Source organism: Methylobacterium gossipiicola (genome assembly GCF_900113485.1).
Lineage (GTDB): Bacteria > Pseudomonadota > Alphaproteobacteria > Rhizobiales > Beijerinckiaceae > Methylobacterium > Methylobacterium gossipiicola.
This window is the reverse complement of sequence record NZ_FOPM01000004.1, coordinates 149089-170912: the sequence shown is the minus strand read 5'-3', so window position 1 is coordinate 170912 and position 21824 is coordinate 149089. Positions and strand designations below refer to the sequence as shown.

Below are 21824 nucleotides of genomic sequence, written 5' to 3'. Positions count from 1 at the left end.
GGCTTGCGCGAAGGGAGAGGATCGGGGACCGGTCAGATCAAGCCCTATCGGAGCATCCGTTTTTCAGCTCTGCGGGACAGGGACCCGAAGAGTGTTCAGTCCGCGAAATCCGAAAAGCCCCCACGAATCGCCCCCGATGCCTTGAAGGCGGCGAGGGTGGCGGGGGCGATCAAGGCGTCGCGTTCGGCCGCATAGGCGTAACCGGGTGCTTCACCGGGGAACCCGCCGCCCGTGGCCGGATGGGTGTAGAGTTCCGTCAGACCCTTCGGCAGGTGCTTCACCAGGCCCGCGACACGGGCCGGCGTCATTGCCCCGGACCAGGCGAGTCCGAGGGTCCGGTCGGGGATCAGCAGCCCGGCCCGTCGGGCCCGCACGGCCAGCAGGGCGGCCCAGGGGGCACTGTCGAGGGCCGGCTTCGGCGCGGCTCCCGCCTCGGCGGCGCGCAGGACGGCGCGGGGCTCGCGCGGGACACGCAAGGCTCGCATCCCGTAGCGACGGCCGATGGACAGGACGGCACCGGCGATGAGCGGATGCACGTGAAAATGCTTATGGGCGTTGACGTGGTCGAGGGCGAGGCCCGTCGCCCGGTAGGCTTCGAACTGCGCGATGATCTCGGCGGCGAGCTGGTGCCGCGCCGTCGGCTTCATCGCGAGGTCCAGGCCGAGCCGGCCCATGTCGCTGCGGATCAGGCCGTCCGCACCGACGAGGTCGGGTAGCTCGGCGGCCGGCAGCGTCGGCCACGCTTCGACCATGACGAGGTGGAGGCCGACCCGCAGGGATGGCAGGCGCTTGGCCCGTGCCACGGCATCGGCGGCGGCGGGAGCGGAGACCATCAGGCTCGCGGCCGTGAGAATCCCCTCCCGGTGCGCCGCTTCGACGGCCTCGTTGACCGCGAGGCTGAGACCGAAATCGTCCGCCGTCACCACCAGCCGTTTCACGCGCGTCCTCCGTCGTCTGATGCCGGAAGGAGCCCGGCAGAACGCAAAACGGCCGGGCGTTCGGGCCCGGCCGCACTTATGATGAGATGAAAGGGCCTCAGGCGGCCTTGGCGGTGCCCTGACGCTCCTTGAGGAAGCGGTAGAACTCCACGCCCTCGCGCAGGCGCCGCTTCATCATGTCGGGCGAGCGCACCATTTCGGAGACGATGGAAGCGATCTTCGGAGCCCGGAAGTAGAACTTCTTGTAGAACTCCTCGACCGCGCTGAAGATTTCCGAATGCGACAGGTGCGGATAATGCAGCGGGGCGATCTGCACGCCGTTCTCGTCGACGAGTTCGGCATTCTCGACGTCGAGCCAGCCGTTCTCGACCGCCTGCTTGTACAGGAACGTGCCCGGATAGGGCGCCGCCAGCGACACCTGGATGGTGTGGGGGTTGATCCGCTTGGCGAAGGCGATGGTCTCCTGGATCGTCTCCTTGGTCTCGCCCGGCAGGCCGACGATGAAGGTGCCGTGGATGGCGATGCCGAGGTCGTGGCAATCCTTGGTGAACCGCTCGGCCACCTCGACGCGCATACCCTTCTTGATGTTGTTCAGGATCTGCTGGTTGCCTGATTCGTAACCGACGAGGAGCAGGCGCAGGCCGTTCTCCTTCAAGACCTTCAGGGTCTCACGCGGCACGTTGGCCTTGGCGTTGCACGACCAGGTCACGCCGAGCTTGCCGAGTTCGCGGGCGATCTCCTCGGCGCGCGGCAGGTTGTCCGTGAAGGTGTCGTCGTCGAAGAAGAACTCTTTCGTCTGCGGAAATTCTTTCAGGCAGTACTTGATCTCCTCAATCACGTGCGCGACCGAGCGGGTGCGATAGGTGTGGCCACCCACGGTCTGCGGCCACAGGCAGAAGGTGCAGCGGCTCTTGCAGCCCCGCCCCGAATAGAACGAGATGTACGGGTGCTTGAGGTAGCCGATGAAGTACTTCTCCATTTCGAGGTCGCGCTTATACACGCTCGTGACGAAGGGAAGCTGATCCATATCGGTCATGATCTCGCGATCCGGATTGTGGATCACGACACCGTTGGAATCCCGGTAGGACAGGCCCTTGATCTCGGACATGGGAACGCCGTCGGCGACGTCCTTGACGGTGAAGTCGAATTCATTCCGGGCGCAGAAGTCGATGCAGGGCGCCTGCGCCATGGAACCTTCCGCGTCGACGGCGACCTTGGCGCCGATGAGGCCCGCGATGAGCTTCGGGTTGGCGGCCTTCAGCGCCTCGACGGTCTTCACGTCGGATTTGAACGACGGCACCGAGGTGTGGAGCACCACGAGGTCGAAATCGTTCGCCTGGGCCACGATCTCTTCGAGCTTGATGTTGTGGGGCGGAGCGTCGATGAGCTTCGAGTTCGGCACCAGGGCGGCCGGCTGGGCGAGCCAGGTCGGGTACCAGAACGACTTGATCTCGCGCTTGGCCTGGTAGCGGGAGCCGGCGCCGCCGTCGAAGCCGTCGAAGGTAGGGGCCTGCAGGAAGAGGGTGCGCATGGGGTTCAAGGCCTCAGCGAGAAGAGAAGGGGGCGGGCGAGACGCTAAAAGCGAAGATCAGAGCGAGGATGCGCCAGCATCGTGGCCGAGGCTTCGCTCGGGGATCAATGTGCCATCCGCAACCACCCGATAATCGTGGCCCTTCCATGTCACCGCACCGGAGACGAAGCTCCAGGAGAAGTTCATGAACGAGAGGATGTCGCGAATCGGCAACAGCCAATACGGGTGCGGCGCGAGGCCGAAGGCCCGCTCCAGGCGCAGGCACAGGATGATGCGGCAGGCCAGGGCGAAGGCCGCCACCGCGAGGCCGGTCTCGCCGGCACCGGGGATCAGGGCGCCGATGAGGGCGAGCGGGAAGGCGTGGGTCACCAGGGAGCCGGCATAACCCGCCGGATCGACGTTGCGGATGGTGCGGTTCCAGCGCAGTTCGTGGCTCCACAGGCCTGACAGGTCCGTATCCACGCAGGTGTGCCCGATGGTGAAGGTCGGGATCGCCACGAGTCCGCCCTTGGCCCGGAGGGCTTCACCGATGGCGTAGTCGTCGGCGAGATCGTCCCGGAAGGCTTCGAAGCCTCCGATCTCGGTCAGGGCCTGCGCCGTGAAGGCGATGGTCGAGCCGAAGCAGGGCTTGGCGAGCCCCAGGGCGGTTCCCATCACGACGTTGGGCAAGAATTGCACGTCGATGGCCAGCGCCGAGAGGTGGGCCCAGATGCCGCGATGGGCCGGCACGCCGTGGTACAGGCAGGTGACGCCGTTGACGCCGGGCTGGCTCAACTCGGCGACGACGCGGGCGAGGTAATCCGGCTTCACCACCATATCGCTATCGGCCAGGACCACGACGTCGTGGGCGATGGCGGCCGACATGTTGATAAGGTTCGAGACCTTGCGGTTGGAGCCGTGCTGGCGGGCATCGACCACGAGGTCGAGGCGCAGGGCCGGATAAGCTTTCGCGAGACGATGCACGACGGCGATCGCCGGATCGGCGGCGTTCTGAACACCGAACACGATCTGCACGGGACCGGAATAGGTCTGCTGGCAGAATGTCTCGAGGTTCTCGTAAAGGTTCGGCTCCATGCCGCAGAGCGGCTTGAGGATCGTCACCGACGGTGCCGTACCCGCGAGGATCGGCGCCGGGCTCCGGGCGAAGCGGCCGGCCAGGGTCGCCGCGACGAGGCCGTAGGCGCAGCCCGCCAGCGCGAGCAGCAACAGCAGGTGCGAGAGCCAGATCAGGTCCATGGGGGGCGTCGCTCGGTCACGGGGCTCGTGAGAGTGCCGCGAGGGGAGCGGCGCGAAGGTCGTTACGTCGGTGGTCTGGCGCGATGTGACCGGACTCTAAGGCGTTGGTTTGGCGGCAAGCATCCCGGCCGTACGTTCCCGCAGGAATTTCAACAATTCGTCGGCGCCGCCGGCCTTGAGGGGGTCGGCGAAGGTGCCGCGCAGGACCGCGATCTCGCTGACGTCGCCGTTGAGATAGACGTCTCGGATGCGCCCGGTTTGTCCGACGAGGTAGTCCACCTGCGAGGAATCGCCCTCGGCGTTGGTGGCCTCGCTCTGGACCAAACGGTTCTCTCCGCGCGTTTCCACCCCCGGCTTCACCGTGAAGGTGCCGCCGGCAGCCTGGGCGAGGCGGGTCGCGTAGGTGGCGGTGAAGTATTGGCCGAAGGTCTCCGTAAGGGCCGCCTGCTGCTCCGGGGTGAAACCTTGCCATTTCGGCCCCACGGCGATTCGCGCCATGGCGGGAAAGTCCATGGTCTCGGCCAGAGTCGGACCGATGGCGGCGGCTCTGGCCCCCACGTCGCCAGGACTGGCCTTCAGGGCGGCCGTGAAGCTGCCATACAGGGTGCGGACCGTGCGCACCGCCGGGTCGTCGGCGGCGCGCGCGGCGAGGCCCGCCGAGAGCAGACCGGCGACGAGGCCGGCACGGAGGACGGGTATCAGGCGCATTGCTTCAGCTCCCCGAGATCGCCCTCGGCGGTCCGCAGGAGGGAGCCGCCGCGATCGCTGACGTAGGGAACCACGACGGGCGCGCCTTGCAGGGGGGCGCCGTGGAGGGGGGACACCGCCTCTCCCTTCCCGGGGGTCGGACCGGTTCTGCCTTCGAGGGCGTGCCAAGCCAGCAGGCCGGGAACGCCGACGAGGAGATCGGCGAGGCGTTTCACGAGGGAGAGGGCCAGGGCCGCCTCCGCCGGGATGCCGAAGATGGCGCAGAGGGCAATGAGGCCGCCTTCCTGCGCGCCGAGGGCGCCCGGAACCGCGAAGGCCGCGCCGCGCACCGCCTGCGCCAGGCTCTCGATCACCACGGCTTCGACGAAGCTCACGGGATAGCCCATGAAATGCAGGCAGACGTAGACTTCGATGGTGCCGATGAGCCAGCCCACGAGGTGGATGCCGATGCCGCCGGCCACCCGGCCGTGGTTGCCGTAAAGACGCTTCAAGGCGTCGTAGAGCACGTCGATGGCGCCGAGCGCCCGCCACTCGCGCGATCCGGCGAAGCGGCTGATCATGGCCTGAATGATCTTGTGACCGCTGCGGCGCTGGATGAGGTAGAAGGCCGCCAGTGCCGGAGCCGCTACCACGAGGCCGCCCGCCACGGTGCGGACGATGGGACCGTCCCCGGCGAGCCACGCCAGAAGCGCCACGCCCGCGACGGTGAACAGGAACTGGGTGACCGCCTGGGTCATCAGATCCACGAACATGCTGGCGCCGGCGACGCCGCCCGAGACGCCGCGCTTGGTCAGGAGCCGGGCGGCGACGAAATCGCCACCGACCTGCGCCACGGGCAACAGGGTGTTGATGCCCTCGCGGACGAACCGCAGGGTGACGCAATCGCGAAAGGACGGGCGCTCGAGGCGCGGGAAGACGACGAACCAGCCGAGACCCGCCCAGGCCACCGCCACGGCGCGCGCGACCACGACGACGAGGGCACCCCACCCGGCGCTGACGACGGCGCTTGCAACGTCTTCGAGGCCCGAGGACAGGAACAGGCCGATGACCGTGCAGAGACCGACGATCAGGGCCAATGTCGTCAAACGCTTCATGGTCCCCTTTCGGACGTGGGTTCGGCCGATCTCTGCTGAAATCCCGCCGTGATTCCGGAGCAGAAGACCGCCGGAAGCGAAGAACGTCGTCGGAAGTTGCAGCTTTGGGAACCGTTGTCTATCACCCGAGAGACACAGTGCGGCTCAAAGCGGCACGGGGGCAAACGCCTCGAAATCAAGCCGCAGGACGCGCGACAGGGGACCGGGATCATGGACCGCGAATCACACATCACGGCGGGTGAGGCCGTCGATCAGGATGGGCGTGGCGATCGCTACGCGGCGTCCGCCTTCGGCGCGCCGGGAACGCCCAAGCCGCAATCCCCGGTCATGGCCTGGAACGAATGGGATCCCCTGGAGGAGGTCATCGTCGGAAGTCTTGACGGTGCGACCATTCCGACACACCACCTCACGGTGATCTTCAACCTGCCGCGCGCGGCCCAGCCGTTCTATCGGTTCGCCTCGGGCTTCCGCTACCCGAAGTTTATGAAGAAGCTCGCTCAGAAGGAGCTGGACAACTTCATCGCGATTCTGGCCGGCGAAGGTGTGAAGATCCGCCGCCCGGACAGCGTCGATTTCTCGAAGAAGTTCCGGGCTCCCCGCTGGTCCTCGCGCGGCTTCTGCGTCGCCTGCCCGCGCGACCCGTATCTCGTCATCGGTGACGAGATCATCGAGAGCCCCATGTGCTGGCGCTCGCGCTACTTCGAGGGCGATGCCTACCGCTCGCTGTTCAAGGAATATTTCCGCAATGGCGCGCGGTGGACGTCCGCGCCGCGTCCGCAGCTCACCGACGACCTCTACAACTACGATTACCGGGTGCCGAACCTGAAGGCCGGCGAGCCGATGCAGTTCACCGTCAACGAGTTCGAGCCGGTGTTCGACGCCGCCGATTTCGTGCGCTGCGGCCGCGACATCTTCGTGACCCGCTCCAACGTCACGAACCTCATGGGCATCGAGTGGCTGCGCCGCCACCTCGGCCCGGGCTTCCGCATCCACGAGATCGAGAGCCGCTGCCCGCAGCCGATGCACATCGATTCGTCGTTCATGCCGCTCGCCCCCGGGAAGGTGCTGGTGAACCCGGATTACATCGACGTCGAGAAGCTGCCGGCCGTGCTCAAGAAGTGGGACGTGCTCATCGCCCCGCGTCCCGACCCCGTCGAGGGCTTCATGAGCAAGATCTCCATGTGCTCGCCCTGGACCTCGATCAACGTGCTCGCCATCGACGAGAAGAAGATCGTCGTCGACCAGAGCCAGCCGACCCTGATCAAGGCCCTGAAGGATTGGGGCTTCGATCCGATCCCGGCGCCGTTCTTGTCCTACGGTCCGTTCGGCGGCTCGTTCCACTGCGCCACCCTCGACGTGCGCCGCCGTGGGACGCTGAAATCCTACTTCTAGGATCTCCCAGACATGGTTCCGAATGCCGGTCTTCCGGCCTTCGGGAGGCTGTATAGAAAAGGCTCGGCGTGCGATCGGCGCGCCGAGCCTTTTCTTTGGTGCGTTGGCCGATCGTTGCCGTTCTGTCAGGCCGCCGGGGGCTTCGTCGCTCGCAGGGACGGGCGCTCGGCGAAGCCGTCCGCCCAGGCGCCGAGAGCCGGTGCGCGTCGCCGCCAGGCGAGATCGGGAAAGCGCACGTCGAGGTAGCCCAGCGCGCAGGCGACCGTGATCGTGCCGATGTCGACCCGGTTCGCCAGCGTGCCCACGCCAGCCTCGAAACTGTCGAGAACGCCCTCGATCTTGGCCGTCTGCCCGGCGATCCAGGCGGCCGAGCGTTCGCCCTCCGTCCGCACGGTGAGTTCGTAGCGAAGCAACAGCGCGGCATCGAGGAGGCCGTCGGCCGTGGACTGGTCGCCGAGGGCGATCCAGCGGGCAGACCCCGACGGCGGGAACACCCCACCGCCGCCCAGGGCATCGAGGTACTCGCAGATGACGCGGCTATCGGCGAGGGCGATCCCTTCATCGGTGATCAGAGTCGGGACCTGCGCCAGGGGATGCAGGGCGCGGATGGTGGCGTCGCGTTGGGTTGGATGAGCCGCGCTCGGCAGAAGTTCGATGCGTTCGGCGAGGCCCAGTTCGTCGGCGACGACCGTGACCTTCCTGACGAACGGCGAGAAGGGGGAATGGAATAGCTTCATCGGGCGGGCGACCGTCTCTGAGGGACCGTAGAGCGACTTAGGGCCGACGCTGAGGCTTGGGCCGCGCCGCCGCGGGCGTCGGCTGAGTGGCCACGGGGACCGGGGGCGGTGTCAGGCGCGGCGTCTCGACGACGAGGCGCTTGACCGGCCAGCCATCGCCCCAGCGCTCCATGTCGCCGAGGCGCGGATTGGCCTTCAGCGATTGCGCATCGGCCCCGGCGAAGGCCGCCGAGGCCGCGAGGTCGAAACTCTTCCAATAGGCGAGATAATCCAGGCTGTCGGTCCGGGCGTTGTTGATCTGTGCCACCAGGGTGGTTTGCTCCCCCGTCAGGGCCATGTCGGGCGTCCATTTGAAGGCGGGCGCCGGCTGCTTCGGGTCCCTCGGCGGTTCGGGCGGAAGCTTCAGGGCGCCGCCGTCATAGGCCGGATCGGCGCCGGCCGGCGAAGCCAGGGTCGCCGTGAGCGACGGGAAACCGTGATCGTCGGACAGGGCGCGCAGGAACAGCTTGCGCTCCGGCGTCACGGCGCTGGATTCGCGCAGGAGACGTCGGGCGGCGAGATCCGCCGCGCGGGCATCCCGGTCTCCGATCATCGTCACGACGAGGGTTTCGGGGGCGATCTTCGAGAGGTCACGCAGAACGATACCGCGCGCCTTGGCATCGCTCGCGATGCCGCCCGGCATGATCGCGAAGACGAGGCGCGGCACGGGGAGCCCCTCCGCGGCCGCATCCGCCGCGATGTTGGCGGCGATGGGCGCGCCGGCGAGGTGGCCGATGAGGGCGACGCGTTTCGGGTCCGGCCTCGCCTCCGTGTCGCTCGCCAGTTCCGCGAACGCCGCCTTGAGCAGGCGTTCGGCGTTGGCCGTGGCGTCGCTCGGTCGGGTCCGGTTGAGCTCCTGAAAGCGCGGGAAGATCACGAGGTAGCCGGTCCGGGCGAGGTGATCGATCCAGGCACCGTAGGCTTGGGGATTGGGGGCGCCCCAGGCATGGATGAAGACCGCCACGGGGCGGCCCTCCGCTGGCGCGTCATCGGATCTGTAGAAGACGAAACTCGATGCGGCGGCACGCCCGATGCCGCGCTTGACGATGGTCACTGTCCGATCGCCCAGCCCGCCTGGTCCCTCCATGGGCTGAACCGGCGGCGCCGCCGCCAGCGCGGGGGCCTGCAGGACCCCCAAGGTGCATAGGCAGGCGGCGATGAAGCCGGGGCGGAAGTTCAGGTGCATGATGTGCTCGGCGGGCGGTTTCGGAACGGCAGCGGACCGATGGCCACACATAGCAGATCGCTGCGCGCGCGCGATGCCGGGGAAGACGCTCCCCCGCCCTGCATCGGTCACGCAGCGCCGGAATTCCGATCTCGCTTTTTCCCGCCGGGGTTGCGTCGCTCGTCGATCAGGCTCGCCAAGCGCATGAGGTTGCCGGGAAGGGCCGCATCCTCGACATTGCCATAGAGGTCCCTGAGATCGCTGCCGATGCGTGTGAGCATCGCCGTCTCGTCGAAGGACGTGTAGGGAAAACTCCTTGAGGCTGAGGGTCGGTGGTCATCCGGCATAGTTGTCTCACCCGCTCCGGGGAGCGGTTCCGTACGCTAGAGTCTTTTCAACGGGTCGGCCCGCTCAAGTTTCCACGCCGCCGACAATAATTTTTGCGCCGGGCATGGTCGAGACGATCACGTCGGGGCCGCCATCCGCTCCCCCCGAACGCCCTGCCGCCTCCTGGACCCAGGCGAGGATATCGGCGGCCCGCCAGGGCTTGGGGATGAAGGTGGCGGACATCCTTAGATCGCTCGGCTGATCGCCCGCATCGCCCGATGTCAGCAGGACACGCACCCGTGGCCAGGTCACGCCGATGATCCGCGCCAGTTCGAAACCGCCGATGGGGCCGGGCGTACGCACATCCGAGAACACGACGCTCACTTCGTCCGCGCGATCCTGAAGAATCGCCAGGGCCCGTTCGGCGGTTTCGGCTTCGATGACTTGGAAGCCGGTTTCTTCCAGCAATTCCGCGGCGAGATAGCGCTCATCCGGCTCGTCCTCGACGACGAGGATGACGGGGCGTGCGTCCAACGAAGGTGCAGCACTCATGGGTACGGAACGCTCTTCAAGCCGGGATGGCGGGCCGATCCTCGTATTGCCAGATCGTTGAACTAGCCGGGGAATGTGTCGTTCCTACGGATACGGATCTTCGCGCTTTTTTGGACAATGCAGCAAACATGCCGCACTCTGTCCCGTCCTGCCGCCGCCAAAACTTCGTTTCACATCGCCTTCGCCTTGAGGAAAGCCAGGGCTCGCGCCCAACCGTCTTCCGCCGCAGCGGCGCGATAGCTCGGGCGGTAATCGGCGTGGAAGCCGTGCGGTGCGTCGGGATAGACCACGAGATCGACGGATTTGCCGGCGGCCCTTGCCCTATCGCGCGCCGCTTCCACGGAGGCCACGGGGATTCCGGTATCGGCGCCACCGTAGAGGGCGAGGATCGGGGCATTGATCTCCCCGGCGACATCGCCGGCCGTGCGCGGCTGAATGTCGGTACGCTCGCCGCCGAGGGGGCCGTACCATGCGATGCCCGCCTTCAGGTCGCGGCGATGGGCGGCGTAGAGCCAGACGCCGCGCCCGCCCCGGCACCAGCCCATGGTCGCGAGGCGCGCCCCGTCGCCGTTCGAAGCCGCGACCGCCCAGGTGGCGGCGGCGTCGAGGTCGGCGATCCACTGGGCGTCGGGTGTCTTCGCGATGACGTCGCGGAGAATCGTCTTGACGTCCGTCATGGACGAGAGATCGCCCTCGCGGGCGTAGAGTTCGGGCGCCACGGCGCAGTAGCCTGCCTTGGCGAGGCGTCGGCAGACATCCTTGATGTAGTCGTGGACGCCGAAGATCTCTTCGATGACGAGGATCACCGGGAAGGGACCCGCCCCCTCCGGCATGGCGCGGTATCCCGGCATCGGACCGTCGCGTGCCGGAATATGGACTTCGCCCGCCACGAGTCCGGCCCCATCCGTCTGAATCGCCTGAGCGGAGACGGAGGGTGTGGCGAGGGTGAGCCCGGTCATCAAGCTCGTCATGACGAAGCCGCGTCGCGAAAGCGGAGCGGTTTGAAGACCGTCGAGGCCGCCCAGGGGACGGGTTCCGTCGTCTCGATGTTCCATGGTGCCCTCCGATGCCGGGCTGATCTAGGGCCAGGAGATCGGAGGGCAAATCTTCGCCAGCGACGCTGGTCTTCGTGTCTCTCACAAAACGCCCGCTGCACCGTCGCTTTCAGGGTGAGAACCGTCCAGGAGCGGGCGTTCTATGAGGCGCTTTTAGAGGGCCGCGCGTTGACCGCTCACGTCCGCGGCGCGTTGGGGCGCCGACAGCCTGCCGCCGCGACCTGAAACCCGCCCCTCTGAGGCGGAAGCCCGCTTGCGCACGGCATTCGACGTCTGCCTTTTCGGACGAAGCACATCGCCAAGGATCACGAAGTCGTCCGCCGCCTTTACGGAGCCCGGACCGGCCTTCAGACCGAAGCCGGTGGCGAATGAAGCCGCCAGGTTCGCATCGCGGGGGATCGCGAAGGCGTTCAAGGCGGCAACGAACGCCTCACGCAGGGGAAGCGGACGGCACCAACTCTTCTCGGCGAGTTGAAGGGGCCATTCCCACAGGTCGCCCCGGCGCATCCCGATGACGTCCCGGTCGATAAAGTACCCGCTCGCGCGGTGTTCCAGGCCGTCGGGAAGGACGGTCCATTCGGCGTTCTGGAACAACGGCACTACCGTCGCGCGGATGTCGTCCGGATGCAGCTCGATCATGATGCCCCTCATCGGCGTCGAACGGGTCACACCGATTCGGGACCCGCGAGTCGTCTAGAACATTGAGGGAACATTGTGCCGATTGATGGCGCGCGTCAAGCGATGTTCTCGTTGCGTTCGGTGGTTCGCCCTATGGCTTCCGGAACAGTGCGTGCTCCACGCGATCTCCTTTATGGATACCGAGACGGACCGCCGTGCCGGCATTCAGTTCGAGCACGGACAGCACCGGCTCGCCTGAAAGGATGACTTTCGTCGACAGGGGTTCGGTCCCCGTCGCCACCCGCGCGATGGTCCCGTCCGCGCGGATGAACACCATGTCGAGGGGCAGGTAAGTGTTCTTCATCCACATGGCCACGGGGGCGACGGCTTGGAAGTCGAACAGCATGCCGTGCTGGGGTGCCATGCTCCGCCGGTACATCAGGCCGCGCGAACGCTCGGCATCGGTGCGCATCACCTCAACGGCGAAGGTATGGCGTCCGGTGCGGGCGACGATGGTGAGAGGCTCCGTCGGCCCCGAGGCCGCGTCCTCCGCGAGGGCGGAAAGGCCGAGCAACAGGAGGGCGCAGAGCGCGCGCAGGCCGGTGGTCAAATAGGTCAACGCGGAACTCGTTGTTCATGGGCCTCGGGAGAGGCTGGGGGTCAGTGCGAGGCGGGCAACGCGCCGTCGGGAAAGCGCACTTCCGCCGCCATCGTCCCCTTCGAGCCATCGCCGTAGCGCACGAGAACGGTTTCGCCGGGCTTGAGTTCGGCGATACCGTAGCGACGAAGCGTCTCCATATGCACGAAGATGTCGGGCGTGCCGTCGCCCCGGCTGAGGAAGCCGAACCCGCGCAGGCGGTTGAACCACTTCACAACCGCCGTTTCCAGGCCGCTCGTCGGCGTGACGCTCACATGTGTCCGCGGCATCGGCAGTTCGGAGGGATGCAGGGCGGTGGATTGATCCAGGGAGATCACCCGGAACGCCTGCCAGCCACGCGGCCGTTCCGTGGCCTCGACGACGATGCGTGCGCCCTCGCTGGCGGAGTGATGACCGTCGCGGCGCAGGCAAGTGATGTGGAGAAGGACGTCCGCCGATCCATCGTCGGGGACGATGAAGCCGAAGCCCTTGGCGACATCGAACCATTTGATGCGGCCGGCGACCTCGACGAGGTCGAGCGGACGCTGGGTCTCTCCGCTCGGTTCCTCGCCCGTGCGCGTGTCCCAATGATCCCCGGTCGAACGCATCCCGCTCGACCCTGGCCCGAAATCGTCCGACATGTAAGCAACCCACTCCGAATCACGCGGTGCGATTCCCAACAGAGATTAACGAAGTGGTGACTCTGAGGAAGCCCAATTGATGGGTGCGGGGATCGATCCGTGCCGTATTGTTCGGCACATGGGTGCGGAGGCCACAGGGGATCGCGGGGGCGTCGGATCGATGCTAGGTCCGGCCCATGGCGTCCCCCGATCCAGATCTCTCCGCGACCGCTTCCGGACCGGTCCGCGCCACCGGCCGGATCGATGCCCTCGATGTCGCGCGGGGCGTCGCCCTGGGGGCGATGGCCCTCTACCACGCCACGTGGGATCTCGGCTTCCTGCGTCTCACGCCTGAGAATTATGCCCTCTCACCCCTGGGCAAGGGCGCCGCGCATGGGATCGCTGGGAGCTTTCTGGTGCTCGTCGGCATCGGATTGGTCCTCGTCCATGGTGGTGGCATCCGGCGCCAGGCCGTGGTGGTTCGGTTCGCTCGCATCGGCGGGGCCGCCCTCGCGGTGACGGCGGCCACCTATGCGCTGTTTCCGGACAGCTACGTGTTCTTCGGCATCCTGCATTGCATCGCCGTATCGAGCGTGCTGGCCCTGCCTTTCCTGTTCGTCCCCGTCGCCCTCGTGGCGATGGGCGCGGCTTCGATCATCGCGGCGCCGCCTTTGCTCATGGCTGCGCCCGCTCCGACCGGCGGTGGTCTCCTCGACGCGCCCGGCCTGTTCTTCCTCGGACTCGGCAGGATGGTGCCCCAGACGAACGACTACGTGCCGCTGTTTCCGTGGTTCGGCTTGGTCCTGCTGGGAATCGGCGTTGGGCGCCTCGGCCTGCCACGTCTGGCGGCCTCGGGCCTCGGATGCTGGCGGGCGACGTCGCGGCCGGGCAGAATGGTCGCCGCGGCCGGTCGGCACAGCCTCGCCGTCTACCTGATTCACCAGCCCGTGCTGCTCGCCGTGTTCTCGGGAATCGTCGCCCTCACGGGGCCGCATCCGCGCGCCGGTGAAGCGGAGTTCCGGGCCCTCTATGCCCGCACTTGCGTTGGGACCGGGGGCGAGGTCGGAGCCTGCCGCGTGGCCGCGCGCTGCGTCGTCGGGGCCTTCCGCCGGGATGGCCTGTGGGCGCAGTCCCAGCGGACGTTCACGGTGGCGGAGCGAGCCCAAGCGCAAGCCCTGTCGCAGGGCTGCTACGAGGCCGCCGAGGGGACCGCCCCCGCCCCTTGAGGCGGATTAGTCCTTGGCGCGTTCCACGTAGGAACCGTCTTCCGTCATGATCACCACGCGGGTGCCGACGGCGATGTGCGGCGGCACGGCGGTGCGCACGCCGTTCGACAGGATGGCGGGCTTGTAGGACGAGGACGCAGTCTGGCCCTTCATGGCCGGCTCCGTCTCGGTGATTTCGAGGATGACGCGCTGCGGTAGCTCGACGGTGAGCGGAACGTCGTTGTGGATCGACAGCATCACGGCCATGCCCTCCTGCAGGTAGGGGGCGGCGCTGCCGACGACGTCCTTCGGCACCAGCACCTGCTCGTAGCTCTCGGGGTTCATGAAATGGAAGCCCTCGCCGTCCTCATACAGGAAGGTGTGCTCCCGGTCCTCGACGAAGGCGCGCTCGACCGACTCGGTGGTCCGGTAGCGCTCCGACACCTTCACGCCATCGGTGATGCGGCGCATGTCGAGCTGGGTCACCGGGGTGCCCTTGCCCGGGTGGATGTTCTCGACGGTCAGGATGACGTAGAGCTTGCCATCCTTGTCGACGACGTTGCCCTTGCGGAGCGTAGAGGCGATCACCTTCACGGGGTCAGGTCCTGTTCGTATCTCGAGAAACGGGTCGGTCGCCCCGGCGCGGTTCGGAGCCGCGGGGACGACATCGTGGGTTCGCCACTACCCTATCCGTGGCTCCGTTGCCAGCCACAGGACTTTCGAGGCGCCGCGCGGGACTTTCGAGAATCCTCGCGGGGCGGGACTTTGAGAACCGCGCGGGGCGTGGAGGCCTCGGGCGCCCCGTGATATGCCCCGGCCGATGATCGCTCCCTCCCCCTGGTGGCATCCGGACCGCCACGCCGACCGGCGCCCGGCCCTGATGGCGCGCAACCGCATCACCGCCGCCCTGCGCGGGCACTTCGCGACGCGGGATTTCATCGAGGTCGAGGCGGCCTGCCTTCAGGTGTCGCCTGGTAACGAGGCGCATCTGTCGGCCTTCGCGACGCAGATCCTCGGTGAGGACGGCGCCGCCCGCCCGCTCTACCTCCACACCTCGCCGGAATTCGCCTGCAAGACCCTGCTGGCGGCGGGCGAGCGCCGGATCGTGAGCTTCGCCCGGGTGTTCCGAAACCGCGAGCGCGGCCCCCTGCATCATCCGGAGTTCACCCTGCTCGAATGGTACCGGGCGGGCGAGGCTTACGACCGGCTCATGCAGGATTGCGCCGACATCCTGGCGCTCGCCGCAGAGACCGCCGGTATGCGCCGCTTGGTTTATCGCGACCGCGAATCCGATCCGTTCGCGCCGTTCGAACGGCTGACCCTGGCCGAAGCATTCGGGCGGATCGGAATCGATCTCCTCGCCACCGTGGCGCCGGACGGGACGACGGATCGCGACGGGCTGGCGGCGGCCGTCGCCGAGATTGGCCTGCGGGTGGCACCCGACGACACCTGGGCCGACCTGTTCAGCCGCGTCCTCGTCGCCCGCATCGAGCCCGGCCTCGGTTTCGGTCGCCCCACCATCCTGTGCGAGTACCCGGTGAGCGAAGCCGCCCTCGCCCGTCCGAGCGCCCGCGACCCCCGCGTGGCCGAGCGGTTCGAGCTCTATGCCTGCGGCGTCGAACTCGCCAATGCCTTCGGCGAGCTCACGGACCCGGCCGAGCAGCGTCGCCGCTTCGTCCTCGAAATGGACGAGAAGGAGCGGGTCTACGGCGAGCGCTATCCCATCGACGACGCATTCCTCGACGCCCTGGCCATCATGCCCGAGGCCAGCGGCATCGCGCTGGGCCTCGACCGGTTGGTGATGCTCTGTGTCGGGGCGCGCCATATCGAGGATGTCCTATGGACGCCCGTGGCCGGGGAACGGTCTTGAACCGGCCCTTGAAGAGCCCCGCCGATCTCGTGCGGGCCGGCCTCGTCGGATCGGCCGCCCTCCCCGCCCTGGAGGCGGTGGCCGCCCGCTACGCCGTGTCGGTGACGCCCGATCTCGTGGACCTCATCGACATCGCGGACCCGCACGATCCCATCGCTCGGCAGTTCGTGCCCCGGGCGGAGGAGTTGACTACGGTGCCGGAGGAGGCGGCCGACCCCATCGGCGACGACGCTCACAGCCCCCTGCCCGGCCTCGTCCACCGCTACCCCGACCGGGTGCTCTTGAAGCCCCTCCATGTCTGCCCGGTTTATTGCCGGTTCTGCTTCCGTCGTGAGCGCGTCGGCCCCGAGGGCCTCGGGACCCTGACCGAGGCCGAACTCGACGCGGCCTTCGCCTACATCGCCGGGCGGCCGGAGATCTGGGAAGTGGTGGTCACGGGCGGCGATCCGTTCGCGCTCTCGCCCCGGCGCCTCGCCCGGATCGCCGCCGCTCTCCAGGCGATTCCACACGTACGGGTGCTGCGGTTTCACACCCGTGTGCCCGTGGTCGATCCCGCTGCCGTCACCGACGGCCTCGTGGCCGCCCTGAAGGCGTTCGAGGGCGCCGTGTTCGTGGCGTTGCACGCCAACCACCCGCGGGAGTTCACCCCGGCGGCGGCCCGCGCCATCGCCCGTCTCGTCGATGCCGGGATCCCGATCGTGAGCCAGACGGTCCTGCTCGCCGGGGTCAACGACGAGGCCGAGACCCTCGGGCTCCTGATGCGAACCTTCGTGGAGCACCGGATCAAGCCGTACTACCTCCATCACGGCGACCTCGCTCCCGGCACCGGTCATCTGCGCACGGATCTCGCCGAGGGGCGTGCCCTGATGACCCAGTTGCGCGGGCGGCTTTCCGGTCTCGCCCAGCCCCTCTACGTCCTCGATATTCCCGGCGGTCACGGGAAGGTCCCGGTGGGGCCGGATTACCTGCGCGCCACGGCGCAAGGCTGGCAAGTCGAGGACCCGCACGGCAAGCTTCATGCTTATCCGCCCGCGCCGATCGATCCACCGAAACCGGTCTGACGCCGCTCGCGTCCCCCGCCCGAAGGTCCCCGCGACGTCATGTTCTTCCCGCTCTCGAAGCTGATCTTCTTCTGCATCACCCCCTCGAACGCGATGATCCTCGCCGCGGTCCTGGGCGCGCTCCTCGTGCTCGGGCGCTGGCGGCGGGCCGGGGGCGGGCTGGTCCTTGCGGCGGGCTTGGGGCTTCTGGCGGGCGGTCTCTCCCCCCTCGCCCTCTGGGTCGCCCTTCCCCTCGAAGAGAGGTTTCCTCAATTCGTCGACGACGGAACCCCCGTCGCCGGTATCATCGTCCTCGGGGGCGCCATCGAGACGCGCCTGTCGGCGGCGCGGGACCAACTCGTCGTGAACGATGCCGGCGAGCGCCAGATCGCCCTAGCCGACCTCGCCCGGCGCTATCCGCAGGCCCGCCTCGTCTTCACCGGCGGCAGCGGCAGTCTGAAGCAGGGCAACGTCTCGGAAGCCGAGATCGTCGGGCGCACCGCCGAGACCCTCGGCCTCCCGCGCACCCGCCTCATCCTGGAGGACCGCTCGCGCAACACCCACGAGAACGCGGCCTTCACGGCCGACATGGTGAAACCGAAGCCGGGCGAACGCTGGCTCCTCGTGACCTCGGCCTGGCACATGCCCCGCGCCGTCGGGTGCTTTCGCGCCGCCGGCTTCACCGTGCAGGCCTATCCCGTGGATTACCGGACCGCCGGCCCGGCCGACGCAGTCCGGTTAAACGGCTTCGCGTCAGATGGGCTCACGCTCCTCGACCTGACGACGAAGGAGTGGGTCGGCCTCCTGGCCTATCGCTTGGCCGGCTACACCGAGGCGTGGCTGCCCAGTCCTCAGACCTCGTCGGACTCCGTGCCCTCGTCGGCGGCCGCGGACGGAAGCGCCAACCGGTAGATGCCGCGAAAATCGTCGACGTCCTCTACGGGCTTGCCCTTGCGCAGGATGGCGATCTGACCCGCCTTGGTCATGCGCACGGCGATGCGGCGCACGGGCTGCATCATCGGGCTCCACACCTCGGGCTGGGAGCCGCCGATGTCGCGGGCGACTTCCGAGGGACAGACCGTCTTGCCGGGGCCGCGTTGCTCGAGAAGGCGCAGGATGGTCTCGGCGATGAGGTCTTCACTCGGCCCCTTCCGCGCCGCAGCTTGCGGCGTTGCCTTCGGAGGCGGAGGGGTCTTCGCCTCCGGCTTCCCGGCCGGCTGCTTGTCGCCGGTTTTCTTGTCGCCGGTTTTCTTGCCCTTTGGCGCCTGGGCGGCGGCCCGGGCGGCGGAGGTCTTGGCGGGGGGCTTCTTCGGATTGGTCATGGTTCGAACCCCTGCCCTGTCCCGTCGTCCTGCGCCAGGAGGGCGGCGCGGATTTTCGAACTGAACTGACGTCGCCACATCACGCAGACCACCGCCGTGGTGGTGACGAACAGCAGGACCGGGCTCACGAACCAGCCGAGATAGGCGAGCGCGAAGAAGAACGCCCGCTGCCCCCGCGCGAAGTGGGAGCCGGCCGCGATGTTCATGGCGGCGGCGCGCCGCGCCGCCCGTTCCATGTCCGCCAGACTGGCCTCGGAGCCCTTGGGCGGGACCGTGCCGATGAGGATCGAGCCGTAATTGAACAACCGGTAGGCCCACGAGAACTTGAAGAACGCATAGACGAACACGATGGCGAGGCCCGCGACCTTGATCTCCCAGGTGGTGCGCGTCGCGATGGCGCCGAACGGCAGGGCGCCGAACAGGGTGAGGACATCGTCGCCCGACCGCGACAGGGTGAGCACGCCGCCGAGCGCGATGAGGGAGGTCGAGGCGAAGAACGCCGTGCCGTTCTGCAGGGAGGCGTTGATGGTGGTGTCCACCACCCGGTTGTCGCGGTGGATGAGCTGCTGCGCCCAGATTTCCCGTTGCCGGTTCATGATCTGGCTGAGGCTCGTGCGCCGGCCCCGCATCCGCTGGACCGCCATGCCGTAGCCGGCCCAGGCCGCCACGAAGAAGCACAGGGCCGCGAAATCGAGGAAGGAGAAGTCCGCCGTGATCATCGGGTGCGCCATGATGCCGGCCGATCGTGACCGATCCGGCGCTAACGCGGACGGGCGGTGCCTGTCCAGGGGCGGTCCCGGCCCGCAGTATCAGTCCCGCAGGATCTGAAAGCCCGCCTCCGGTCTCGTGCCCTCGCGCTCGACGATGTCGGTGACCCGCGCGCCCGGCGGACCCTTCCGGCAGGCGTCCAGCATGACGGCGACGGCCTCGGTCTCTCCCGAAAAGATCGCCGCCACGGTGCCGTCGGCGCGGTTGCGGACGTGGCCCGACAGGCCGAGGCGCTCGGCCTGCGACTTGGTCCAGGCGCGGTAACCGACACCCTGGACGCGTCCATGGATGTTGACCTCGACGGTTCGAATTCGGCTCACGTCGAACCCCCCAAAACCTGTCGTTTCGTCGCGCGCACGATCCGTCCCTGGGCGGTCGTCAGGCCACCCGCCCCCGTAACCAGCCGCGCAGTTCGGCGATGTAGACCGAAGGAAGCTGTGCGGCATTGGCCGCCGCCAGGACCGCTTCGAGATAGCCGGGCCGGGGCGTCCCGGGGGCGCTGCTGCCGCCGAGATAGATCAGGGCGCGCTTGGCGCCGCCCTGGAGGGTGATGGGCTGGTAGGCTTTGGTGTAGAGGCCGCCCGCCACGCCTTCGTAGCGGTCGAGGGCGGGCACGTCTGCGAGCGCCAGATCCCACACCACGCCCCACACGGTGGCGCGCGGATCGCGCACCACCGAGGCGTAGCCCTCGCGCATGACGATGAAGCGGTGGCGGTTGAGCCGTCCCTGCCCGATCAGGCGCGAGCCGGGGCAGCGCGCGGCCATGGCGGCCGCGTCCATGTTGGCCCCGTAGGCGAAGTAGAGCGGCACGGGCCGCTCGACCTCAGGCGAATTCGAGGATCACTGCATCGACGGCGAGGCTGTCGCCTTCCTTGGCGGCGATCTTGGAGACGGTGGCGTCGCGCTCGGCGCGGAGCACGTTCTCCATCTTCATCGCTTCGACGATGGCCAGGGCCTCGCCGCTCTTCACCTCCTGGCCTTCCTTCACCAGGATCGCCTTGACGAGGCCCGGCATCGGGCAGAGCACCTGCTTGCCCGCGCCGGCATCGACCTTCACGGGCATCAGGGCGGCGAGTTCGGCCTCTCGGCGGGTGTAGACGCGAGCTTCCGCCGCGGCACCCGCATGCTGGAGGGCGACGCCATTGAGGACGCCGCGCACCTGCATCGCCACGCGCTTGCCGGCGACCTCGCCCTGCCACACGGGCTCGCCCGGCCGCCAATCGCTCTGCACCGGCCAAGTCTTGCCGTCCGAATCCGTGACCACGAGGGTGCCGCCCACGGAATCAACGGTGACGGGATAGGACTCGCCGGCGAGGACGACCACGCGGTCGCGCTCGAAGTGAAGCAGGGCCGGGTCGCGCATCTGGCCGGAGATGCCGCGCTTGCGCTGGTTGAGCTTGTGATCGATGGCCGCCGCCGCCGCCGCCATGACCTGGGCGACCTCGCCCTTCGGCTCGGGCGCGGAGAAGCCCTCGGGAAATTCCTCGGCGATGAAGCCCGTGGAGAGGTTGCCAGAGCGCCAGCGCGGATGCGCCATCAGGGCCGCGAGGAACGGAATGTTGTGGCGGATGCCGTCGATGGCGAAGGCGTCGAGGGCCTCGCCCTGGGACTCGATGGCCTGCGCGCGGGTCGGCGCCCAGGTGACGAGCTTGGCGATCATCGGATCGTAGTGGATCGCGATCTCGCCGCCCTCCTCCACGCCGGTGTCGTTGCGGACGATCGCCCCGCCGAACTCGCCCTCGACGGGCGGCTGGTAGGTGGTGAGGCGGCCGATGGAGGGCAGGAAGTTGCGGGTGGGATCCTCGGCGTAGACCCGGCTCTCGACGGCCCAGCCGTTGAGTTTCACGTCCGACTGCGTCAGGGGCAGCGCCTCACCGTAGGCCGAGCGGATCATCAGCTCGACGAGGTCGAGGCCGGTGATCATCTCGGTAACGGGATGCTCGACCTGCAGGCGGGTGTTCATCTCCAGGAAGTAGAACGACTTGTCCTGGCCGGCCACGAACTCCACCGTGCCGGCGGAGTCGTAGTTCACCGCTTTGGCCAGGGCCACGGCCTGCTCGCCCATCTTGCGGCGGGTCTCCTCGTCGAGGAGCGGCGACGGGGCTTCCTCGATGACCTTCTGGTTGCGGCGCTGGATCGAGCACTCACGCTCGCCGAGGTAGATCACGTTGCCGTGCTTGTCGCCGATCACCTGGATCTCGATGTGGCGCGGATCGGTGATGAACTTCTCCACGAACACCCGGTCGTCACCGAAGGACGAGGCGGCCTCGGACTTGGCGCGGGCGAAGCCCTCGGCGACCTCGTCGGAGGAATAGGCGATGCGCATGCCCTTGCCGCCGCCGCCGGCGGAAGCCTTGATCATCACCGGGTAGCCGATCTCGTCCGCGATGGTGACGGCGTGCTCGGGCGACTCGATGACGCCGAGGAAGCCCGGCACCGTCGAGACCTTGGCGGCGGAGGCGGCCTTCTTCGATTCGATCTTGTCGCCCATGGCCGCGATGGCGCCGGGGTTGGGGCCGATGAACACGATGCCGGCGGCCTCCAGGGCGCGCGGGAACGCCTCGCGCTCGGAGAGGAAGCCGTAGCCGGGATGCACGGCCTGGGCGCCGGTCTGCTTGCAGGCGTCGATGATCTTGTCGATGAGCAGGTAGGACTGCGCGGCGGGCGCCGGGCCGATATGCACGGCCTCGTCCGCCATGGCGACGTGAACGGCATCACGGTCGGCATCCGAGTAGACCGCCACGGTCTTGATGCCCATGCGGCGGGCGGTCTTGATGATGCGACAGGCGATCTCGCCACGGTTCGCGATCAGGATCTTCTCGAACATCGGTCCGGCACTCTGGTCGGTCAGGAAGGGTCGGAGGCGCACGGAACGCCCAAGCTCATTCCCGTTAAAGCAGTTCTCCGGCTTCGGAAAGCTGACCGGCTGTGCGTGACGGGGTTTCTTCCCCTTGGCCCCCCTCCCCCGGT

The 21824-nt window shown here is 67.9% G+C and carries 24 protein-coding genes; 5 read left to right on the top strand and 19 right to left on the bottom strand.

Annotation, left to right across the window (positions count from 1 at the left end):
* Positions 1 to 95 precede the first annotated feature (95 nt).
* The 5 genes from hpnK to BM249_RS05055 form a co-directional block, all read right to left on the bottom strand.
* Positions 96 to 938, bottom strand: a complete 843-nt coding sequence (hpnK, locus tag BM249_RS05075; protein WP_091969589.1) for a hopanoid biosynthesis-associated protein HpnK — start codon at positions 936 to 938, stop codon at positions 96 to 98.
* Positions 939 to 1035: 97 nt separating this feature from the next.
* Entirely contained in the window at positions 1036 to 2469 is a 1434-nt protein-coding gene (gene hpnJ, locus BM249_RS05070; protein WP_091969586.1) for a hopanoid biosynthesis associated radical SAM protein HpnJ, read from the bottom strand.
* Between the two features lie 57 nt (positions 2470 to 2526).
* The gene (hpnI, locus tag BM249_RS05065) at positions 2527 to 3705 is read right to left on the bottom strand and encodes a bacteriohopanetetrol glucosamine biosynthesis glycosyltransferase HpnI (RefSeq protein ID WP_091969584.1); all 1179 of its coding nucleotides are present in this window, start codon (positions 3703 to 3705) and stop codon (positions 2527 to 2529) included.
* 96 nt (positions 3706 to 3801) lie between these two features.
* Positions 3802 to 4413, bottom strand: a complete 612-nt coding sequence (locus BM249_RS05060; RefSeq protein WP_091969583.1) for an MlaC/ttg2D family ABC transporter substrate-binding protein — start codon at positions 4411 to 4413, stop codon at positions 3802 to 3804.
* Positions 4404 to 5507 carry a flippase-like domain-containing protein gene (locus BM249_RS05055; RefSeq protein ID WP_091969581.1) on the bottom strand — a complete coding sequence of 368 codons (1104 nt, stop codon included), beginning with the start codon at positions 5505 to 5507 and terminating at the stop codon, positions 4404 to 4406. The genes BM249_RS05060 and BM249_RS05055 overlap by 10 nt, the downstream gene beginning before the upstream one ends.
* A gap of 210 nt (positions 5508 to 5717) precedes the next feature.
* Between BM249_RS05055 and BM249_RS05050 the strand changes: the two genes are divergently transcribed.
* A complete protein-coding gene (locus tag BM249_RS05050; protein ID WP_091969579.1) occupies positions 5718 to 6899 on the top strand; it encodes an amidinotransferase in 1182 nt (393 codons plus the stop codon).
* Positions 6900 to 7024: 125 nt separating this feature from the next.
* On the opposite strand, the gene BM249_RS05045 is transcribed toward BM249_RS05050, so the two are convergent.
* The 8 genes from BM249_RS05045 to BM249_RS05010 all read right to left on the bottom strand — a co-directional run bounded on the left by BM249_RS05045 (position 7025) and on the right by BM249_RS05010 (position 12637).
* A complete protein-coding gene (locus BM249_RS05045; RefSeq protein ID WP_091969577.1) occupies positions 7025 to 7636 on the bottom strand; it encodes a glutathione S-transferase in 612 nt (203 codons plus the stop codon).
* A 37-nt stretch (positions 7637 to 7673) separates the two neighbouring features.
* Positions 7674 to 8861 carry a dienelactone hydrolase family protein gene (locus tag BM249_RS05040; RefSeq protein ID WP_143103686.1) on the bottom strand — a complete coding sequence of 396 codons (1188 nt, stop codon included), beginning with the start codon at positions 8859 to 8861 and terminating at the stop codon, positions 7674 to 7676.
* A 107-nt stretch (positions 8862 to 8968) separates the two neighbouring features.
* Entirely contained in the window at positions 8969 to 9121 is a 153-nt protein-coding gene (locus BM249_RS05035; protein WP_244528593.1) for a hypothetical protein, read from the bottom strand.
* Positions 9122 to 9251: 130 nt separating this feature from the next.
* A complete protein-coding gene (locus tag BM249_RS05030; RefSeq protein WP_091969573.1) occupies positions 9252 to 9719 on the bottom strand; it encodes a response regulator in 468 nt (155 codons plus the stop codon).
* Positions 9720 to 9889: 170 nt separating this feature from the next.
* The gene (locus BM249_RS05025) at positions 9890 to 10774 is read right to left on the bottom strand and encodes a dienelactone hydrolase family protein (RefSeq protein WP_091969571.1); all 885 of its coding nucleotides are present in this window, start codon (positions 10772 to 10774) and stop codon (positions 9890 to 9892) included.
* Between the two features lie 153 nt (positions 10775 to 10927).
* Complete coding sequence (locus tag BM249_RS05020) at positions 10928 to 11413, bottom strand: hypothetical protein (RefSeq protein ID WP_177232326.1); 486 nt, start codon at positions 11411 to 11413, stop codon at positions 10928 to 10930.
* A gap of 130 nt (positions 11414 to 11543) precedes the next feature.
* Positions 11544 to 12011 carry a DUF192 domain-containing protein gene (locus BM249_RS05015; protein WP_425284791.1) on the bottom strand — a complete coding sequence of 156 codons (468 nt, stop codon included), beginning with the start codon at positions 12009 to 12011 and terminating at the stop codon, positions 11544 to 11546.
* 41 nt (positions 12012 to 12052) lie between these two features.
* The gene (locus BM249_RS05010; protein WP_244528592.1) at positions 12053 to 12637 is read right to left on the bottom strand and encodes a cold-shock protein; all 585 of its coding nucleotides are present in this window, start codon (positions 12635 to 12637) and stop codon (positions 12053 to 12055) included.
* 209 nt (positions 12638 to 12846) lie between these two features.
* Between BM249_RS05010 and BM249_RS05005 the strand changes: the two genes are divergently transcribed.
* Positions 12847 to 13875 carry a heparan-alpha-glucosaminide N-acetyltransferase gene (locus tag BM249_RS05005; RefSeq protein WP_091969567.1) on the top strand — a complete coding sequence of 343 codons (1029 nt, stop codon included), beginning with the start codon at positions 12847 to 12849 and terminating at the stop codon, positions 13873 to 13875.
* A gap of 6 nt (positions 13876 to 13881) precedes the next feature.
* Here the strand turns inward: BM249_RS05005 and efp are convergent, their stop codons facing one another.
* Entirely contained in the window at positions 13882 to 14448 is a 567-nt protein-coding gene (efp, locus tag BM249_RS05000; protein WP_091969565.1) for an elongation factor P, read from the bottom strand.
* 226 nt (positions 14449 to 14674) lie between these two features.
* On the opposite strand from efp, the gene epmA reads away from it, so the two are divergent.
* The 3 genes from epmA to BM249_RS04985 are packed head-to-tail and all read left to right on the top strand — an operon-like array spanning position 14675 to position 17676.
* The gene (epmA, locus tag BM249_RS04995; protein ID WP_091969562.1) at positions 14675 to 15724 is read left to right on the top strand and encodes an EF-P lysine aminoacylase EpmA; all 1050 of its coding nucleotides are present in this window, start codon (positions 14675 to 14677) and stop codon (positions 15722 to 15724) included.
* Positions 15721 to 16785 (top strand): lysine-2,3-aminomutase-like protein, encoded by a 1065-nt coding sequence (locus BM249_RS04990; protein ID WP_091969728.1) that lies wholly within the window; start codon positions 15721 to 15723, stop codon positions 16783 to 16785. The genes epmA and BM249_RS04990 overlap by 4 nt, the downstream gene beginning before the upstream one ends.
* A gap of 39 nt (positions 16786 to 16824) precedes the next feature.
* Positions 16825 to 17676: a YdcF family protein gene (locus tag BM249_RS04985; RefSeq protein WP_091969560.1), complete on the top strand. Its 852-nt coding sequence runs from the start codon at positions 16825 to 16827 to the stop codon at positions 17674 to 17676.
* Here the strand turns inward: BM249_RS04985 and BM249_RS21925 are convergent.
* The 5 genes from BM249_RS21925 to BM249_RS04960 all read right to left on the bottom strand — a co-directional run bounded on the left by BM249_RS21925 (position 17616) and on the right by BM249_RS04960 (position 21681).
* A complete protein-coding gene (locus tag BM249_RS21925; protein WP_244528599.1) occupies positions 17616 to 17894 on the bottom strand; it encodes a DUF3253 domain-containing protein in 279 nt (92 codons plus the stop codon). The two genes, BM249_RS04985 and BM249_RS21925, sit on opposite strands and share 61 nt — an antisense overlap.
* Positions 17895 to 18082: 188 nt before the next feature.
* Positions 18083 to 18817 (bottom strand): DUF599 domain-containing protein, encoded by a 735-nt coding sequence (locus tag BM249_RS04975; RefSeq protein WP_091969555.1) that lies wholly within the window; start codon positions 18815 to 18817, stop codon positions 18083 to 18085.
* A 78-nt stretch (positions 18818 to 18895) separates the two neighbouring features.
* Positions 18896 to 19174, bottom strand: coding sequence for an acylphosphatase (locus BM249_RS04970; protein ID WP_091969553.1), 279 nt, complete (start codon positions 19172 to 19174; stop codon positions 18896 to 18898).
* A gap of 58 nt (positions 19175 to 19232) precedes the next feature.
* A complete protein-coding gene (locus tag BM249_RS04965; RefSeq protein ID WP_091969551.1) occupies positions 19233 to 19664 on the bottom strand; it encodes a gamma-glutamylcyclotransferase family protein in 432 nt (143 codons plus the stop codon).
* Positions 19665 to 19677: 13 nt separating this feature from the next.
* Entirely contained in the window at positions 19678 to 21681 is a 2004-nt protein-coding gene (locus BM249_RS04960; RefSeq protein ID WP_091969726.1) for an acetyl-CoA carboxylase biotin carboxylase subunit, read from the bottom strand.
* Positions 21682 to 21824 lie beyond the last annotated feature (143 nt).

Bases quoted from the DNA above. Each gene is read 5' to 3' on its own strand.
- hpnJ (WP_091969586.1), bottom strand. From the start codon at position 2,469: ATGCGCACCCTCTTCCTGCAGGCCCCTACCTTCGACGGCTTCGACGGC.
- hpnI (WP_091969584.1), bottom strand. From the start codon at position 3,705: ATGGACCTGATCTGGCTCTCGCACCTGCTGTTGCTGCTCGCGCTGGCG.
- BM249_RS05060 (WP_091969583.1), bottom strand. From the start codon at position 4,413: ATGCGCCTGATACCCGTCCTCCGTGCCGGCCTCGTCGCCGGTCTGCTC.
- BM249_RS05055 (WP_091969581.1), bottom strand. From the start codon at position 5,507: ATGAAGCGTTTGACGACATTGGCCCTGATCGTCGGTCTCTGCACGGTC.
- BM249_RS05050 (WP_091969579.1), top strand. From the start codon at position 5,718: ATGGACCGCGAATCACACATCACGGCGGGTGAGGCCGTCGATCAGGAT.
- BM249_RS05045 (WP_091969577.1), bottom strand. From the start codon at position 7,636: ATGAAGCTATTCCATTCCCCCTTCTCGCCGTTCGTCAGGAAGGTCACG.
- BM249_RS05040 (WP_143103686.1), bottom strand. From the start codon at position 8,861: ATGCACCTGAACTTCCGCCCCGGCTTCATCGCCGCCTGCCTATGCACC.
- BM249_RS05035 (WP_244528593.1), bottom strand. From the start codon at position 9,121: ATGCTCACACGCATCGGCAGCGATCTCAGGGACCTCTATGGCAATGTC.
- BM249_RS05030 (WP_091969573.1), bottom strand. From the start codon at position 9,719: ATGAGTGCTGCACCTTCGTTGGACGCACGCCCCGTCATCCTCGTCGTC.
- BM249_RS05025 (WP_091969571.1), bottom strand. From the start codon at position 10,774: ATGGAACATCGAGACGACGGAACCCGTCCCCTGGGCGGCCTCGACGGT.
- BM249_RS05020 (WP_177232326.1), bottom strand. From the start codon at position 11,413: ATGATCGAGCTGCATCCGGACGACATCCGCGCGACGGTAGTGCCGTTG.
- BM249_RS05010 (WP_244528592.1), bottom strand. From the start codon at position 12,637: ATGCGTTCGACCGGGGATCATTGGGACACGCGCACGGGCGAGGAACCG.
- BM249_RS05005 (WP_091969567.1), top strand. From the start codon at position 12,847: ATGGCGTCCCCCGATCCAGATCTCTCCGCGACCGCTTCCGGACCGGTC.
- epmA (WP_091969562.1), top strand. From the start codon at position 14,675: ATGATCGCTCCCTCCCCCTGGTGGCATCCGGACCGCCACGCCGACCGG.
- BM249_RS04985 (WP_091969560.1), top strand. From the start codon at position 16,825: ATGTTCTTCCCGCTCTCGAAGCTGATCTTCTTCTGCATCACCCCCTCG.
- BM249_RS04975 (WP_091969555.1), bottom strand. From the start codon at position 18,817: ATGGCGCACCCGATGATCACGGCGGACTTCTCCTTCCTCGATTTCGCG.
- BM249_RS04960 (WP_091969726.1), bottom strand. From the start codon at position 21,681: ATGTTCGAGAAGATCCTGATCGCGAACCGTGGCGAGATCGCCTGTCGC.